The sequence below is a fragment of the Myxococcales bacterium genome (assembly GCA_016717005.1).
Taxonomy (GTDB): domain Bacteria; phylum Myxococcota_A; class Polyangia; order Haliangiales; family Haliangiaceae; genus UBA2376.
Window position 1 is genome coordinate 393,977 of the sequence record JADJUF010000039.1, and the last position, 16,339, is coordinate 410,315.

The window sequence follows — 16,339 nt, forward strand, 5'->3', positions numbered from 1 at the left end:
AGCTCGGCCTGGCCGGCTGCAGCATGACGTCGATCCTGATCACGATCGGGATCGTCGTGATCCTCGGTCACGAGTCGGCCGACTTCTTCAGCCACGTCAGCCTGTCGGAGTTCCTCGGCGGCACCAAGTGGACGCCGATCATCGGGGACCACCCGCAGTACGGCGTCTGGCCGCTGCTGTCGGCGACGCTGACGACCTCCGCCATCGCGCTGGTGGTGGCGGTGCCGCTGGGGCTGCTGGCCGCGGTCTACCTGTCGGAGTACGCGGCGCCGCGCACGCGCAAGATCGTCAAGCCCGCGCTCGAGCTCCTGGCCGGCGTGCCGACGATCGTGTTCGGCTACTTCGCGATCACGGTGCTGACCCCGTCGCTGCGCAACTACATCCCCGGGCTCGCCGGCGGCAACCTGCTCTCGGCCGGCCTGATGATGGGCATCATGATCGTGCCGCTGGTGGCGTCGCTGTCCGAGGACGCGATCTACGCGGTGCCCCAGAGCCTGCGCGAGGCGGCGGCCGGCCTCGGCGGCGGCCCGCTCGAGGCGATCCGCAAGGTCATCGTGCCCTCGGCCTGGTCGGGCATCGCCGCCGCGATCACGCTGGCGGGGTCCCGCGCCATCGGCGAGACGATGATCGTCGCGATCGCCGCCGGCAACGAGGCCCGGTTCGGCTTCGACCCGCGTGAGCCGGGCCAGACCGCGACCGCGTACATCGTCGACATCTCCAAGGGCGAGACCCCGCACGGCTCGACCGCGTACCAGACCATCTTCGCGGTCGCGGCGATGCTGTTCGTGATGACCCTGATCATGAACGTGATCAGCTACCGGCTGTCGCGCCGCCTGCGCGCCAGCGCCCGGGCCTGACCGCCCACCGCTCGACGAGCACCCCATGCGCCACCCCATCGACCTCACCGCGGCCCGCCAGGGCGTCTTCGCCGAGCGCGCGTTCGTGTGGATCTGCCGGCTCGGCGCCGCGATCCCGCTGACGATGCTGGCCTGGCTGCTGATCCGGATCGGCGCCGCCGGCGTCGACCGACTGTCGTGGTCGTTCCTGACCGACCCGCCGTCGCAGCTCAACGCCACCGCCGCCGGCCTGGGCCCCGCGCTCCAGGGCACGCTCTGGCTGGTCACGCTGACCGCGGTGATCGCGCTGCCGGTCGGCATCGGCGCCGCGGTCTACCTCGAGGAGTACGACCGGCGCTCGCGCCTGGCCGGCGTCATCGAGCTGGCCATCAGCAACCTGGCCGGCGTGCCGTCGATCGTCTACGGCATGCTCGGGCTGGGCCTGTTCGTGCACGCGCTGGCCATGGGCGAGACCGTCATCGCCGGCGCGCTGACCCTGGCGCTGCTGATCCTGCCGATCGTGATCACGTCGGCGCGCGAGGCGCTACGCACCGTCAAGGACGCGCTGCGCGAGGCCGCGCTGGGCCTGGGCGCGACCCGCTGGCAGGCCACCCGCCAGGTCGTGCTGCCGATGGCGCTGCCCGGCATCCTCACCGGCGCCATCCTCGCGGTGGCCCGGGCGATCGGCGAGACCGCCCCGCTGGTCGTGGTCGGCGCGGTCGCGTTCATCATGTACGGCCCCGACGGCGTCGACTCGCGCTATACCGCGCTGCCGATGCAGATCTTCCAGTGGACCTCGAACCCCAAGCGGGCGTTCCTCGACAACGCCGCGGCCGGCATCCTCGTCTTGATGGGGACCTTGCTGGTCCTCAACGGCTTCGCGATCTGGCTGCGCAACCGCACCCAGGCGCGCCGGTCATGAAGATCACGGTCACCGGCCTGCGGGCGTCGTTCGGCGACAACGAGGTGGTCAAGGGCATCGACCTGGCCGTGCCCAGCCGCCAGATCACCGCGATCATCGGCCCGTCCGGCTGCGGCAAGTCGACGTTCCTGCGCTGCCTCAACCGGATGCACGAGCTGGTCCCCGGCGCGAGCAGCAAGGGCCAGGTCCGCCTCGACGACACCAACATCTACGCCGACGACGTCGATCCCGTGCTGGTGCGGCGCTGGGTCGGCATGGTCTTCCAGAAGCCCAACCCGTTCCCGTCGATGTCGATCAAGGACAACGTCGTGGCCGGGCTGCGCCTGACCCACCGCTACGATCGCAAGGACGCGCCCGGCGTGATCGAGCGGTCGCTGCGCCAGGCGGCCCTGTGGGACGAGGTCAAGGACAAGCTCGGCGACCCCGGCACCAGCCTGTCGGGCGGCCAGCAGCAGCGCCTGTGCATCGCCCGCGCCCTCGCGGTCAACCCCGACGTGATCCTCCTCGACGAGCCGTGCTCGGCGCTCGATCCCATCGCCACCGCGCGCATCGAGGAGCTCTTGCTCGAGCTGCGCCGCGACTACACGATGGTGATCGTCACCCACAACATGGGCCAGGCCCAGCGCGTGGCCGAGCAGACCGCGTTCTTCCTGCAGGGCGAGCTGGTCGAGTTCGAGTCGACCGCGACCCTGTTCGGCAGCCCGCGCGATCCCCGCACCGCCGACTACATCGCCGGCCGGTTCGGCTGAGCGTCGCGCAGCGATCGACGCCGCGCGGTGGGCGGGCGCGCCGGGGCGCGGCCCGCGCAGGTCCCCGCCGCTGGTGATCGCCGGGGTGCCGTCACCGCCAGCCGCCGGGCCAGCGGCGGCGCTGGCGCGGTGAGCGAGCGGCGCGCAGCCGGGTGCGCGCCGCGGCCGCAAGACCGACGACCGGGTCGAGATCGGTGCCTGCGAGCACGGCGCCGGCGCCCTGCGGCCGCGAGCCCGACGACGGCGTCGGGGCGGATGCCTGCGCGGGCGGCGTGGGGCGTGGGCGTCGGGGCGGACGCCTGCGGAGGGGAGGCGCGGCGTCGCGGGGGACGCCTGCGAGGCGCAGCGGCGAGGCTCGACGTCGGCTGGGGGACACCTGCGGAGCGGCGTCGCCGTGGCGCGGCGTCGGCGGCGGGGAGGATGCCCGGCACGGCGGGGCGGGCGACGGCCGCGGGCGTCGCCCGCCGCGGCGCTGGCACGCTGGCGAGCACGGCGCCAGGCGCTGGCCCGCGAGCCCACGTCGGCGTCGGGGGGGCCGGACGCGTGGCTGGCGACGGAGGATGCCCGCGCAGCAGGCGCCAGGTGCGGCCCCAGCCCGACGTCGGCTCGGGCGGGGGGACGCCTGCGGAGCGGCGTCGCCGGGGGGACTGCGGGGGGGGGGGGGCTGGGAGGGGGGCGTGGTCGGCGGACGCCTGGGGGGAGGAGGGGCTGGGACGGGGGACGCCTGGGCGGCGGGCGGCGGGCGGTTGCCCAGGGGGCGGACGCCTGCGCGAGCGGCGCGACGGCGTCGAGGCGGATGTTACCAACCTCTCTAGACCGGACCCTCGACGGGGACTTGACCGATTCCGGGTCCGTTGCTATATATGCCATAATCAAATATGAGCACCTAGCGCCGCCATCGAAGGCCGATCCTCTGCACCTGCCTGGAGCAGTCGGACACGGACCTCTGCGTATCCCTGCGCATGCCTGGTCGGGCGAGACGGACCTCGGTGCCTTGTGCACTTGCCTGGGCCGGGCGAGACCACGGACCTCGGCGCCAGCCGACTGCGAGCAGTCCGATGGTGCGCCGTGGTCTCGACTGCACGAGGCAGCTACAGGGGCCGAGGTCCGTGGCCTCGCCCTGCCAGGCAGGTGCAGGGGTACTCCGAGGTCCGGGTCCTCGCCCGGCCCAGGCCCGCACCTCGAGGGTCAAGCGTCGACGAGCCCCGCGAGCCCCGCGAGCCCCGGCGAGCCCCCGCGCGCTCCGACGAGCCGCGCGCGCCGACGAGCCGCGCGCGCCGACGAGCCGCGCGCGCCGACGAGCCGCGCGCGCCGCGTCTCCACGACGCGAGACTTCCGTCGCCCGGATCAATGCTCGACCGAGCGAAGTACGCCGACACGCAGACGCGACCGACGCGACCGACGCGACCGACGTGACCGACGCGACCGGCGCGACCGGGGCAACCGCCGCGACCCGGCCCGCCCGAAACGCGCGCGCCCGCGCGAACCCGTCTACACTTGCGGGCACGATGAGCTCGCACCTCGCAGGACTGTTCACCGCCGCCGCATTTCTCTCGCTGACGACGCTCGCGCGCGCGCAGCCCACCGACGAGGACGAGACCGGAGATCTCGGCGGCACCGTCCACGAGACCGACGAGGTGATCGGCCCCGACGGGACCGAGACCGACGAGCCGCCGCCCGACGAGCCGCCGCCCGACGAGCCGCCGGCCCAGGCCAAGGCCACCGGCAACGCCGGCTACGCCAAGGGCTTCTTCATCAAGAGCGACGACGGTGCGTTCTCGCTCAAGCTCAAGGCCCGGGTCGAGCCGTACCTCTACATGACCCGGGTCGCGACCGGTGAGAAGGAGGTCAAGGGCGCGTTCCAGATCCGCCGCGCCCGGATCGTGCTCGAGGGCAACCTCCACGGCGACGACCTCCGCTACAAGTTCCAGCCCGACTTCGGCAAGGGCAACCCGTCGCTCAAGGACTTCTACGTCGACGCGCGCCTGAGCGGCGACCTGTGGTTCCGCGCCGGCCAGTGGAAGCGCCCGTTCTCGCGCCAGCAGATCACCTCGAGCGGCAAGCTCGAGCTGACCGATCGCTCGATCACCGACAAGATCTTCGGCGCCGGCCGCGACATCGGCGTCGCCATCCACAACGGCTACGAGGAGTCGCCGGAGATCGAGTGGACCGTCGGCGTCTGGAACGGGACCGGCGACGCCGCCCAGTTCGAGGTCAAGGCCGGGCCGGCCGACGAGCCGATCATCAGCGTCACCAACGTCCCGGCCGAGTTCAAGCCGGTGTTCATCGGCCGCGTCGGGCTCAACTCCGGCGGCGTCAAGGGCTACAGCGAGGCCGACCTCGACGGCGGGCCGCTGCGCTGGGCCGCCGCCGCCAGCTTCTGGGGCGAGACCAACTTCGACGAGGACACCACCTCGAACGACAAGTTCGAGCTCGACTACATCGTCAAGGCCCAGGGCTTCTCGTCGACCGGCGGCTTCTACGCGATGACCCGCCAGGCCGGCGTCCACCCGCTCTCGGATCAGGAGCTGGCGTACATCGGCTTCCACATGCAGGCCGGCTACATGATCAAGCCGACCTGGCAGGCCGTCGCCCGCTTCGCCCTCGTCGACGCCCGCGTCGACGATCTGGTCGCCGAGCGAGAGCTGACCCTGGGCGCCAGCTACTACGGCTGGGGCCACGACGCCAAGCTCCAGGGCTCGGTCCGGATGCTCAAGCGCGGCGAGGCCAAGCTGATCAACGACCTGCTGTTCCAGCTCGGGGCCAACGTCGGGTTCTGACGCGCAGCCGCCCTGTCGCCACGGCCAGGCAGGCGCAGCGGGTGCGCCGAAGTCCGCGGTCTCATCCAGGTCAGGTCGGCATCTCGAGCGCCAGGGTCCCCACCCGAGCGCGTCCGAGGCGCGAACGCCGACTTGCCACCACCGACGCTGCGCCGCCCGCCCGTCACCTCGGGGGCACCGCGCGCGCGCGGCAGCGCGGCGCGGCCGACCAGGCGCGGGCGGTCGAGCACGGACGCCCGCTGATGGGCGCGCGCGGCCCCGGGCTCGATCAGCGGCGTCACGAGCGGGATCGTGCGGCCGTCGTGGCAACGCACCGAGGTCGGCCCGCCGTCACCGTCGACGGTGTCACGTCCCGGCCTACCGCATGGCGCGCCGCTGACCTGCGCGTCGGTTCGGAGCGGCGCCGAAGCGCCTCGGCCCGCGCTCAGGTCAGCGCGGTCGGCTCGAGGTCGGGCGGCGCGGCGGCCAGCTCGGCGTCGGTCAGGCGGGCGTAGATCTCGACGAGGTTGCCGTCGGGGTCGCGCAGCCACAGCTCGTGCAGCGGCGTGCCGCGCCAGGTCGTGCGCGGCGGCTTGACCACGCCCGCGCCGAGCTCCAGGGCCAGCGCGTGGGCGCGCACGACCGCGGCGCGATCGGCGACCTCGACGCCGAGGTGGTAGAGCGTGTCGTGGTGGAGGTCGTGGCCGTCGGCGACGACGACGACGAAGTTGGTGCGCAGCTCGGGCACGACGAAGGTCGCGTAGCGGTGGGTCCAGGTCCGCGGCGGGGCGCCGAGCAGCCAGGCGTAGAACCGCGCGCTGGCCGCGAGGTCCCGGACGCGCACGCTGGCGTGGAACTCGATCGGCCGCGGCCCGGCCGGCACGTCGAGCAGCGCCGCCAGGACCTCGATCCGCCCGCGCAGCTGATCGCGGGCGGCCCGGAACCGCGCGCGCAGGTCGTCGCCCGACAGCGTCGGATCGTCGCTGGCCGGATCGGCGATCGGCCAGTGCAGGCGTCGGGCGCCGCCGAGCAAGACCGGGCACACCTCCTCGGCGCACAGCGTGATCACCGTGTCGACCGAGGCCGGATCGATCGTGTCGACCGACTTCGAGCCGTGGGCCGTCAGGTCGGCGCCGAGCTCGGCCATGACCTCGATCGCGTACGGGTTGACGTGGCTCGGCCGGCTGCCGGCGCTCTGGACGATCGCGCGGTCGCCCAGGAGCTGCCGGGCGAGCGCCTCGGCCATCTGGCTGCGGGCCGAGTTGGCCACGCACAGGAACAGGATGCGCGCGGGACCGAGCGTCATGGGGCCTCCGGGCTTGTCACGTTTTCGGTCGAGCACTGGTCCGGGGTGAAGTAGCGACGCCGGGCCCACAGCGCGACGTGGACCAGGCCGATCAGGGCGGGCACCTCGACCAGCGGCCCGACGACCGCCGCGAGCGCCGCGCCGCTGTCGATGCCGAACGTGGCGACCGCGACCGCGATCGCCAGCTCGAAGTTGTTCGACGCCGCGGTGAACGACAGCGTCGCGGCCTGGGGTAGGTCGCGCCGAAGCGCTTGCTCAGCGCGAGCGACGCCACGAACATCGACGAAGTAGATCAGCAGCGGGATCGCGATCCGCACGACGTCGAGCGGGCGGTCGAGGATGGCCTCGCCCTGCAGCGAGAACATCACGACGATCGTGAACAACAGCGCCACCAGCGTGATCGGCCCGATCCGCGGCAGGAACTCGGCCTCGTACCACGCCCGCCCGCGGGCCCGGACCAGCGCCCGCCGGGTCAGGAAGCCGGCCGCGAACGGGATGCCGAGGTAGATCGCGACGCTGCGCGCGATCTGGCCGATCGTGATCTTGACCGCGACGGTCTCGAGCCCCAGCCATCCCGGGAGCACGGTCGCGAACACGTACGCGTAGACCGAGAAGAACAGCACCTGGAAGATCGAGTTGAGGGCGACCAGCCCGGCGCAGTACTCGGGGTCGCCGTGCGCGAGCTCGTTCCAGACGAGCACCATCGCGATGCAGCGCGCGAGGCCGATCGAGGCCAGGCCGAGCATGTAGGCGCGGAGATGGCGCAGGAACAGCACCGGCAGGGCGAACACGAGCACCGGGCCGATGACCCAGTTCTGCACCAGCGACAGCGTCAGCACCCGGGTGTTGCGGAAGACCTTGCCCAGCTGCTCGTAGCGGACCTTGGCCAGCGGCGGGAACATCATGAGGATGAGGCCGACCGCGATCGGCACCGACGTCGCGCCGACGCTGAGCCGCTGGAGCCGGCGGTGACCCGGGCGCGGCCGACCCGAGCCCGACGCCGAGGCCCATCGCCAGGAAGATCCAGAGCGTCAGGTAGCGGTCGAGGAACGACAGCTTGTGCGCGAGCCCAACGTCGGCGGCGGCCATGGTGGATCCGATCGCGGCGCGGTCAGCGGCAGGCGTCGGGGCCGCACGCCTTCTTCAGGCGCACGAGGTCGTTGCGCAGCACCCGGGGCGTGGCGAACACCTCGGCGAGCCCGTCGATCACGGCCTGCAGCGCCGGCACGGCCTGGGGCACCAGCCGGTAGTAGACCCAGCTGCCGTCGCGGCGACCGTCGACCAGCCCGGCCGCGCGCAGGATGCCCATGCTGCGCGACACGGTCGGCTGGGAGAGCCCGAGCGCCTGCTCGACGTGGCAGACGCACAGCTCGCCGTGGCTGAGCAGCGCGACGATCCGGAGCCGGGTCTCGTCGCCCAGCGCCCGGAAGGCGCGCGAGTACGGGCGCAGATCCGCGGCCTCGACCGATGACAACATCATATTTACATATCTCCATATCAGTCGGTCGTCAAGCCGACGGATCCCGCCCCGCCACCGCCGTCAACCCCCGCCGGCCGCGGCGCGCGACCGGGCCGGGCCGGCCCTCGGACGGCTTGCGCCGCCGCGCGGCGAGCGCGACAGTGGGGTCGCCGCCATGACCCGCATCGCCCACATCATGACCCCGCAGCCCGCGACCATCCTGACCACGGCGACCGCCGGCGCCGCCGCCGCGCTGATGGTGGCCCGCGGCCTCCGGCACCTGCCGGTGGTCGACCCGACCGGCCGCCTGGTCGGGATCGTCAGCGATCGCGATCTGCGCGGCCCGATGATCGGCAACGACGCCGGCGCGCCGGCCCCGGCGCTCGACGCGCCGGTCGCCACGATCATGACCCCAGCGCCGGTCACGGCGAACCCCGACGACGAGCTCGGGGTGGTCGCCCGCCACATCGTCGACCACCGCATCGGCGCGGTGCCGATCGTCGACGCCGACGGGGTCCCGGTCGGAATCGTGAGTTTCGTCGACGTCCTGCGGCGCCTGGCCGAGGAGGCCGAGCTCGACGCCCGCGCGGTCGCGATGATCGAGTGACGGGCCCTCCGGTCGCGCCCCGGCCCCGGATGGCGCTCCAGTCGAGAGCGGTGAACGAGGTCAGTGCGCAGACGGCGGCGCTGTTGCTCGACGTGGTCGAGCAGCGCGGCCTCGACGCGGAGACGCTGTGGGCGCGGCTGCCGATCACGACCGCCCAGGTGCGGGCCCGCGCGGGCCGGGTGCCGTGGAGCACCTGGGTCGAGATGATGGACCGGGTCGAGGCCGCGTGCGGGCCGGCCGAGCTCGAGCGGCTGTTCGTGGCCGGGGCCGGCGCGCGGACGGGCCACCCGTTCGTCCGGATCGCCAACACCTTCCTGTCGCTGCACGACGTCTACGCGCTGTTCGCGCGCTGGGGCCTGGGCCGGCACCTGATGGTCATGACCGCGCGGTTCGAGCCACGCGCCGCGACGGCCGCGCCCGCTTCACGGTCGCGATCGACCCAGGCCAGGCCGGCTCGCTGCCGACCTTGCGGTTCGTCGCCGGGATCCTGCGCAACCTGCCCACCCTGCACGACCTGCCGCCGGCGACGGTCACGATCGATCTCGCCGCGACGCCCCACCTCGCCACCTACGACCTCGTGCTGCCGCGCGAGCGCGGCCTGCTGTCCCGGGCCCGCCGGGTCCTGCGCCTCGCCGCCGGCGCGGCCGCCGCGCTCGACGAGCTCGAGCAGCAGGCGACCGAGATCGCCAGCCAGAACCAGGCGCTCGCCCGCCAGCTCACCGAGACCGAGCGCGCGGCCAGCGAGCTGCGCGAGCGTGAGGCCTGGCTGGGCCTGGCGCTCGACGCCGGGCGGGTCGGCCTGTGGCGCTGGGATCCGGACACGCGCCGGGTCTGGATCTCCGAGGGCCTCGGGCAGATCCTCGGGCTGCCCGGCGACGTCGAGATCGAGACCGCGATCTGGACCGAGCGGATCCACCCAGACGATCGCGCCCGGGTCGCGGCGACGATGACCGACGCGATCGCGCGCGGCGCGCCGTGCCAGATGGAGTACCGGCTGGTGCGTCCGACCGGCGAGCTCAGCTGGGTCCAGACCAAGGGGCGCGCGGTGCCGGGCGCCGGCGGCCGCACCTTCCAGATGTTCGGCACCCTGGCCGATCTGAGCGAGCAACGGCTCGTCGACGCCCGCCTGCGCTCGGCCGATCGCCTGATCGCGGCCGGCACGCTCGCGGCCGGCGTCGCCCACGAGATCAACAACCCGCTCACGTACGTGCTCGGCAACGTCGACCTGATCCGCATGCGCCTGGGTGACACCGCCAGCCTCACGCCGGCCATGCTCGAGTCGCTGGCGCAGGTGCGCGAGGGCCTGGGCCGGATCCGCGACGTCGTCGCCGACCTGCGCGCGTTCGCGCGGCCCGAGCAGGAGCAGCTGGTGCGCGTCGACGTGCGCACGGTGGCCGACGCGGCGATCCGGCTGGTGTCGTCGGTCGTCCGCCACCAGGCCGCGGTGACCACCGACTACGACGCCGACACGCCGACCGTGCTGGTCAACGAGTCGCGCCTGGGCCAGGTGCTGATCAACCTGATCGTCAACGCCAGCCACGCGATGCCTGAGCGCCCGACCTCCGCCAACTCGATCGTGGTCCGGACCCGGCGACGGCCCAGCGGCGAGGCCGCGATCGAGGTGGTCGACAACGGCTCGGGGATCGCGCCCGACCTGTTGCCACGACTGTTCGATCCGTTCTTCACGACCAAGGCGCCCGGCGAGGGCACCGGCCTCGGCCTGTCGGTGTGCCAGAGCATCGTGACGTCGATGCGCAGTCGGATCGACATCGAGTCGACGCTCGGTCACGGCACGACGTTCGCGGTGGTCTTGCCGCCGGCGCGCCGCCGGTCGCGGTCACGCTCGTCGCGGGTCCGGCGGCGCCGACCGCGCCACCGCCGGCCGCGCCGGTCGCCGCCGACGGTGGCCCCGCGCCCGACGCCCGCCACGGGTCTTGATCATCGACGACGAGCCCGTGGTCCGGCGGGTCGTGGCCAACATGCTCGCCGACCAGGGGCTTCGCCGTGGTCGAGGCCAGCGGGGGGCAGGCCGGGATCGACCACGCGCTCGCGGCCGAGTTCGACGCGATCGTCTGCGACCTGATGATGCCGGGCCGCGACGGCGTCGCCGTCCACGACGAGCTGACCCGGCGGCGCCCGGCGCTGGCGACGCGGATGGTGTTCATCACCGGCGGCGCGGTGTCGCCCGCGCACGCGCGCGTTCGTCGATCGCCCGGACGTCAACGTGCTGCCCAAGCCGTTCTCGGTCGACGAGCTGGTGGCGACGCTCGCGCGGCTCATCGCGACGCCGCCGCCCGGCTGAGCCCCGGCGAGGTGTAGCCTCGCGCCATGGCCACCGACCTCCGCGGCAAGACCGCCCTCGTCACCGGCGCTTCGAGCGGCATCGGCGCGGCGCTCGCGCGTCAGCTCGCCGCCCGCGGCGCCAACCTGATCGTCGTCGCCCGCCGCGAGGCCGAGCTCGAGGCCCTGGCCGCGGCCATCAAGGCCGCCCACCAGGTCGAGGTCACGGTGATCGCGCTCGACCTGGCGACCCCGACCGCGGCCGCGGCGCTGTTCGCGCGCACCGAGGACGCCGGCCACCCCGTCGACGTGCTCGTCAATAACGCCGGCTTCGGCGAGCACCAGTACTTCGTCGAGCAGGCCTGGGGCCGGGTCGCGCAGCAGCTCCAGCTCAACATCGTCACGCTGACCGAGCTGTCGCACCGGTTCGGGCAGGCGATGGCCGCGCGCGGGCGCGGGCACATCCTCAACGTCGCCTCGATCGGCGCGTACACGCCGGCCCCGACCTACGCCACCTACTCCGCCGGCAAGGCCTACGTCCGCGACTTCACCGGAGGCGATCGCCCACGAGCTGGCCCCGCGCGGCGTGCGGGTGTGTTGCCTGTGCCCGGGCGGGACCGTCACCGAGTTCCACCTGGTCGCGGGCCAGACCGTCCCCGGCTGGATGAGGGCGTTCGCGTTCATGAGCGCCGATCGCTGCGCCGCGATCGGCCTGCGCGCGCTGCTCGGCTGGCGCCGCAACGTCGTCGCCGGCGTGCCCAACAAGATCGGCATGTGGACGCTGCGGTTCGTGCCGCGCCGCATGATCGTCTGGATCGCCGCCCGGTCGATGGGCCGGCCCCGGCTGCCCGCCAGCACCTGACACGGCCCTAAGGGCCCGCGCGTGAACAACTCGGTCGGTCTCGCGGCCGATCCATCCCGGCTGGCTGCGTTGCCGGCTCCGGTCCTCGGGTCACGTCCAACGAGGACGCGCCCCCCCGGTCCTCGCCGTCGCCTTGCCATCCGGGCGCCTCGTCCGCGATCCTCGATCGACTTGGTCACGCGCGGGCCCTGACGTGTCCGGCCTTGAACGGCGGCGGCCATGCCGTACGCTCGAGGGCGATGCGCTACCTGGGCCTGGCCGCCGTCGTCCTGCTCGCCTGCGCCGCCCGGCCCACGCCCGGCCGCGCCGACCCGGCCGCGATCGGCGAGGTCCGCCCGTTCGATCGCGGCGCCGTCGCGGTGCGCCAGAGCCTGGATCCCGCCGACGCGGGCTCGCGCGCGGGCGGGCGCGTGCTGGCGCGGCTCGCGCGGATCGAGGCCACGCTCACCGACTCGACCTACCAGGCGCGCACCCAGGTCGACGAGCGCGCCGGCACCTACCGCTGGGACTGCTCGGGCATGACGACGTGGCTGCTCAAGCGCAGCGCGCCACGGGCCCGGGCCGCGATCGCCAGCGCCCGCCCGGTCGCCCGCGACTACTACCGCGCGATCGCCCGCGCCCCGGTCGGCACGAGCCGCGGCGGCTGGCAGCGCCTCGCCCACGTGGCCGACGCGCGCCCGGGCGATCTGTTCGCGTTCCTGCGCTCGCCGGTGTCGACGTCGAAGATCACCGGGCACGTCGGCGTCATCGTCGGGCCGCCGGTGGCGCTGCCGGGCTGGCCCGGGGCGTTCGCGGTCCGGATCGCCGACTCGACCCGCGGCGGCCACGGCGACGATCGCCGGGCCTCCGACGAGGACGGCGGGTTCGGCGTGGGCACGATGCTGTTCGTCACCGACGCCGCCGGGGTGGTCACGCACTACGGCTGGATCGGCCTCGACAGCCCCTGGCTCATGCCGACGACGGTGCTGTTCGGCCGCGTCACCGGCTGAGCGGTCGCCCGCGCTCGAAATTGCGACCCGGGAGAAGTGGGGCGATGATGCGGCATGGGCGATCCGGGTGATCGTGACGGAGACGAGGCGCTGCCCGAGGACCTGCCGCGACCGACGTCGGTGCGCGACTGGGAGCTGCCGACCGCGTGGCTGCTCGGCACCCAGCTGACCGCCTCGCTGCGCGACATGATCGCCTCGGGCCTGACCGAGGCCGACGTGCGCGACTGGATGGAGCCCGGCCCACCGATCCGGGTGGACCCGGCCGACGGCGCCGACTGCGTCTGGCTCGACTTCCTGGCCGACACCGGCGACTCGCCGCTGCTGGTCTACCGCCTCGCGCACCTGCTGCAGCGCCCGACGCTCGACGTGTACACGCCGGCGGATGACCGGGCGGACGCTGCGCCGCCCGGCGAGCGGCCGGCCCGGCGACCGAGCGTGACGCTGCCGCGCGGCCAGGTGCTGGTGATCGGCGGCGACACCGCCTACCCGGTGTCCGACGCCGACACGCTGCGGCGCCGGATGCGGGCGCCGTTCGCCTGGGCGCGCCAGGATCTGCGGGCGGCGGGCGTCGCGGTGACCCAGGACGTGCCGCTCGTCGCCATCCCGGGCAACCACGACTACTACAACTCGCTCGCCGGGCACGTCCAGATGTTCCGGACCCCGCCGCCGCAGGCGCACCCGCCGCAGCCGCAGCCGCACCCACCGCAGCCGCCGCAGGCGCACCCGCCGCAGCCGCCGTTGGTCACCTTGCCCGGCTACCAGCGCCAGCAGGGCGCGTCGTACTTCGCGCTCGATCTGGCGTTCGGCTGGCAGCTCTGGGGGCTCGACGTCGAGTTCCGCGGCGTCGACGCGCGTCAGGCGGCGTACTTCCGCGAGCTGGCCGAACGGTCGACGGCGTCGACGACCGATCGGCCCGCGCGCATCGTCGTGACGTCGCGCCCGGCGGTCGTCTATCACGGCCCGTCGCACGCCGCCGCCGAGCTAGCCGCGGTGTTCGAACAGGTCGGCCTGGGCCCGGCGCACGCACAGCCGTTCCTGCGCGAGGGGCAGCTCCTCGACGACACCGAGCTGCGGCTCGATCTGTCCGGCGACGCCCACGTCTACGAGCGCTACTGGGGCAAGGACGTCGAGGGCCGGGTCGAGGCCGACGACGCCGCGGCGGCGCTGGCGGTCCAGGTCGGCCTGGTCGCGATCGACGCCGCGCCGAGCGCGCCGACGAGCGCGACCGCGAGCGAGTCGGTCGCGGCGAGCAACCCCGCGGCCAGCAACCGGGCCGCGGCGCCCAACGAGACGCCCGAGCAGCCCCGCTACGCGTCGGTGGTCTCGGGCCTCGGCGGCGCGTTCCATCACCCGGGGCAGGTCCGGCTCGGCGGGACCGCGCCGCGGCGATCGTGGCCACCGGCCGCGGCCTCGGTGCAAGCGATCGGCGGGCGCCTGATGCGGCCGATGGCCGTGTTCCAGGCCGGGGCGGTCGGGCTCGCCGGCACCGCGGTCGCGCTCCTGTGCTTCGGCCTCACCTACCTGGCCGGTCGGCGCGGCGATGAGCCGGTCAACGTGCTCGACGTGCCGCTGCTCGACCTGTCGGCCGACCCGAGCGGGGCGCGCACGCACTTCCTGGTCGTGCTCGCCGCGATGGTCGCCACGGTCGTCGGCATCGGCGCCATCATCGGTGCGCGCCGCCTCACGCGCTGGTTGCGCCACGGCCCGCGCCCGCCCGCGCTCGGCGACGCGCTGATCGAGCGCCGCCGACGCACACCGACGCCGGGGCGCGCGTCGCGTCGAGCCCGCTACCAGGCGTGGCTGCGCCGCGGCGTGCGACGCGGCTGGGTGCGCGGCCTGACCGCGCTGCTGGGCGCCAACCGCGACAACGTCGAGGTCGCGGTGCTGACTGGCCCGGTGTGGCTCGCCGTCGTCGCCATCTGGGGGCGGCCTGCTCTACGTCGGGTACACGTCGTGCGGCCTGCGCGCCGCCGCCGACGGGTTCCTGCCGCTGTACGTGGTGGTCGGCCTGGTGCTGATGGGGATGATGGCGCTCGGCGCCGCCGTCGCGCCGGCGCCGCGGACCGTCGGGCGCACCGACGCGACGCCGCCGCTGGCCCAGCCGGCGCCGTGGGGCGCGCGCGTCGCCTTCACGCTCGGCGCGCTGGTCGCGGGCGCGTTGATCGTGTGGTTGCCGTACGCGTGGACGCGCGTGATCGCCGCCGGCGGCTGGCACGTCGCCTTGATCGGCGTGGTCGTCTTCTACCGGCTGGTCACGCCCGTGGCGAGGTGGATCCTGGGCCGGCGGGTGTGGCGACGTCGGTTCGGGCTGCTCGCGCTGGCCGTGGTGCTCCTCGGCGCCTACGTCGTGGTCCCGATCGTCGCCATGCCCGCCCGGGCAGACCTGCGCCCGCCGCCAGCGCTGGCGCTGCTCCTGACCGCATACTTCGGCGCCTACTTCACGTGCCTGGTGTTCGGCTGGTACCTGCTCTTGTGCTTGCAGTGGAACGGCCACGGCAACGAGGCCGGCGGCGCCGCGCGCGTCGTCGACTACGCCGAGTTCGTCCGCATCAAGCTCACGCGCGACCGCGCCGAGGTCTGGGTGATCGCCGCGGCCGACCGCGGCCCCGACGCCCCGCCACCGCGGCCGTCGTGGTGGACCCGGACGCGGGCCTGGATGTCGATGCGCCTGCCCCCGCCGCACGACCACGTCGGCACCGCCACGCTGGTCGATCACTTCACGATCGAGCGACCGCCATCCACGACATCCACGCCGCCCGCGGCGCCCGCGGCCCCGCCACCCGCCTGACCCGACGTCGGCCCCGGATCAGGTCAGAGGACCATCTGGATCTGCGACCGGACCTGCAGGTCGGTCGTCGCGGTGCCGCCGCTCGGGGCGGTGGTGTGGATGACGCCCGCGTCGAGCATCCACTTGAGGCTGTGGCCGTGGAAGAACCAGTCGACGCCGCCGAGGAGCTCCTGCTTGTGCTCGTCGCCCTCGGGCACCTGGGCGAACCGGACCGCGCCGAGGAGCTGCTTGGGCATGAGCATGTAGCCGACCTGGCCGTAGAAGGCGATCTCGGCGTCACCCTCGCCGTCCTTCTTGAGCGCGACCGCGCCCGAGATGCCGAGGCCCTCGACCTTGACCATCGCGTCGAGCGCGACCGCGTGCTGGATCATCAGGTTGTCCATCGCGTCCTTGTCGAAGTCGCGCGGGTTGACGCGGTAGCTGACGCCGACGGCGTACCGCAGCGGCCCGCCCTCGAGATCGCCCTCGCTGTAGCCCTTGATGCCGCCGGAGTTCCAGCCGGCGCGGGCCACCAGCGTCGGGCCGAAGTCGGTCGGCACGTTGCTCGGCAGGCTCGAGCTGCAGTCCGGCGGGTCGGTCGGCAACGGGCCCGGCTCGCAGGTCACGCCGCCGCCCGGCTTGTCGCCCGACGCGTTGAAGATGCCGACCGCCCACTCGAGGCCATCGGGCGACTTCTCGTAGTTGTTGTGCACCGCGACGCCGAGGTCGCGGCCGGCGCCGGAGAACTCGTTCTCGAGCGACCGCTCGAGGAACTCGCTGCCGAAGTCGCTGACGATCTCGGC

14 protein-coding genes and 1 pseudogene are annotated in these 16,339 nt (G+C 73.8%); 10 read left to right on the plus strand and 5 right to left on the minus strand.

Annotated elements, in window-relative coordinates; all coding sequences use genetic code 11:
• The first annotated feature begins 23 nt into the window (after nucleotides 1–23).
• The 4 genes from pstC to IPL61_32700 all read left to right on the plus strand — a co-directional run bounded on the left by pstC (nucleotide 24) and on the right by IPL61_32700 (nucleotide 5,287).
• Complete coding sequence (pstC, locus tag IPL61_32685; protein ID MBK9035954.1) at nucleotides 24–857, plus strand: phosphate ABC transporter permease subunit PstC; 834 nt, start codon at nucleotides 24–26, stop codon at nucleotides 855–857.
• 25 nt (nucleotides 858–882) lie between these two features.
• Nucleotides 883–1,758 carry a phosphate ABC transporter permease PstA gene (gene pstA / locus IPL61_32690; GenBank protein ID MBK9035955.1) on the plus strand — a complete coding sequence of 292 codons (876 nt, stop codon included), beginning with the start codon at nucleotides 883–885 and terminating at the stop codon, nucleotides 1,756–1,758.
• Nucleotides 1,755–2,507, plus strand: coding sequence for a phosphate ABC transporter ATP-binding protein (pstB, locus tag IPL61_32695; protein ID MBK9035956.1), 753 nt, complete (start codon nucleotides 1,755–1,757; stop codon nucleotides 2,505–2,507). Before pstA ends, pstB begins: the two co-directional genes overlap by 4 nt.
• A 1,508-nt stretch (nucleotides 2,508–4,015) precedes the next feature.
• Nucleotides 4,016–5,287 carry a hypothetical protein gene (locus tag IPL61_32700; protein ID MBK9035957.1) on the plus strand — a complete coding sequence of 424 codons (1,272 nt, stop codon included), beginning with the start codon at nucleotides 4,016–4,018 and terminating at the stop codon, nucleotides 5,285–5,287.
• A 424-nt stretch (nucleotides 5,288–5,711) separates the two neighbouring features.
• Here the strand turns inward: IPL61_32700 and IPL61_32705 are convergent, their stop codons facing one another.
• The 3 genes and pseudogenes from IPL61_32705 to IPL61_32715 form a co-directional block, all read right to left on the minus strand.
• A complete protein-coding gene (locus IPL61_32705; GenBank protein MBK9035958.1) occupies nucleotides 5,712–6,413 on the minus strand; it encodes a VOC family protein in 702 nt (233 codons plus the stop codon).
• A 155-nt stretch (nucleotides 6,414–6,568) separates the two neighbouring features.
• Nucleotides 6,569–7,661 (minus strand): annotated as a pseudogene (gene arsB, locus IPL61_32710) (ACR3 family arsenite efflux transporter).
• A gap of 22 nt (nucleotides 7,662–7,683) precedes the next feature.
• Nucleotides 7,684–8,049 (minus strand): winged helix-turn-helix transcriptional regulator, encoded by a 366-nt coding sequence (locus IPL61_32715; GenBank protein ID MBK9035959.1) that lies wholly within the window; start codon nucleotides 8,047–8,049, stop codon nucleotides 7,684–7,686.
• A 157-nt stretch (nucleotides 8,050–8,206) separates the two neighbouring features.
• Between IPL61_32715 and IPL61_32720 the strand changes: the two genes are divergently transcribed.
• The 5 genes from IPL61_32720 (at nucleotide 8,207) to IPL61_32740 (ending at nucleotide 12,769) form a co-directional block, all read left to right on the plus strand.
• Nucleotides 8,207–8,638, plus strand: a complete 432-nt coding sequence (locus tag IPL61_32720; GenBank protein ID MBK9035960.1) for a CBS domain-containing protein — start codon at nucleotides 8,207–8,209, stop codon at nucleotides 8,636–8,638.
• A gap of 466 nt (nucleotides 8,639–9,104) precedes the next feature.
• On the plus strand, nucleotides 9,105–10,721 hold the full coding sequence (locus IPL61_32725) for a PAS domain-containing protein (protein ID MBK9035961.1): 1,617 nt from the start codon (nucleotides 9,105–9,107) through the stop codon (nucleotides 10,719–10,721).
• Nucleotides 10,643–10,957, plus strand: a complete 315-nt coding sequence (locus IPL61_32730; protein ID MBK9035962.1) for a hypothetical protein — start codon at nucleotides 10,643–10,645, stop codon at nucleotides 10,955–10,957. Before IPL61_32725 ends, IPL61_32730 begins: the two co-directional genes overlap by 79 nt.
• Nucleotides 10,958–10,966: 9 nt before the next feature.
• Entirely contained in the window at nucleotides 10,967–11,791 is an 825-nt protein-coding gene (locus tag IPL61_32735) for an SDR family NAD(P)-dependent oxidoreductase (protein ID MBK9035963.1), read from the plus strand.
• Nucleotides 11,792–12,019: 228 nt separating this feature from the next.
• Complete coding sequence (locus IPL61_32740; protein MBK9035964.1) at nucleotides 12,020–12,769, plus strand: hypothetical protein; 750 nt, start codon at nucleotides 12,020–12,022, stop codon at nucleotides 12,767–12,769.
• Nucleotides 12,770–13,750: 981 nt separating this feature from the next.
• Here the strand turns inward: IPL61_32740 and IPL61_32745 are convergent.
• On the minus strand, nucleotides 13,751–14,470 hold the full coding sequence (locus tag IPL61_32745) for a hypothetical protein (GenBank protein MBK9035965.1): 720 nt from the start codon (nucleotides 14,468–14,470) through the stop codon (nucleotides 13,751–13,753).
• A gap of 295 nt (nucleotides 14,471–14,765) precedes the next feature.
• On the opposite strand from IPL61_32745, the gene IPL61_32750 reads away from it, so the two are divergent.
• Nucleotides 14,766–15,557 (plus strand): hypothetical protein, encoded by a 792-nt coding sequence (locus IPL61_32750; protein ID MBK9035966.1) that lies wholly within the window; start codon nucleotides 14,766–14,768, stop codon nucleotides 15,555–15,557.
• A 23-nt stretch (nucleotides 15,558–15,580) separates the two neighbouring features.
• Here the strand turns inward: IPL61_32750 and IPL61_32755 are convergent, their stop codons facing one another.
• On the minus strand, nucleotides 15,581–16,249 hold the full coding sequence (locus IPL61_32755; protein MBK9035967.1) for a hypothetical protein: 669 nt from the start codon (nucleotides 16,247–16,249) through the stop codon (nucleotides 15,581–15,583).
• Nucleotides 16,250–16,339: the final 90 nt, after the last annotated feature.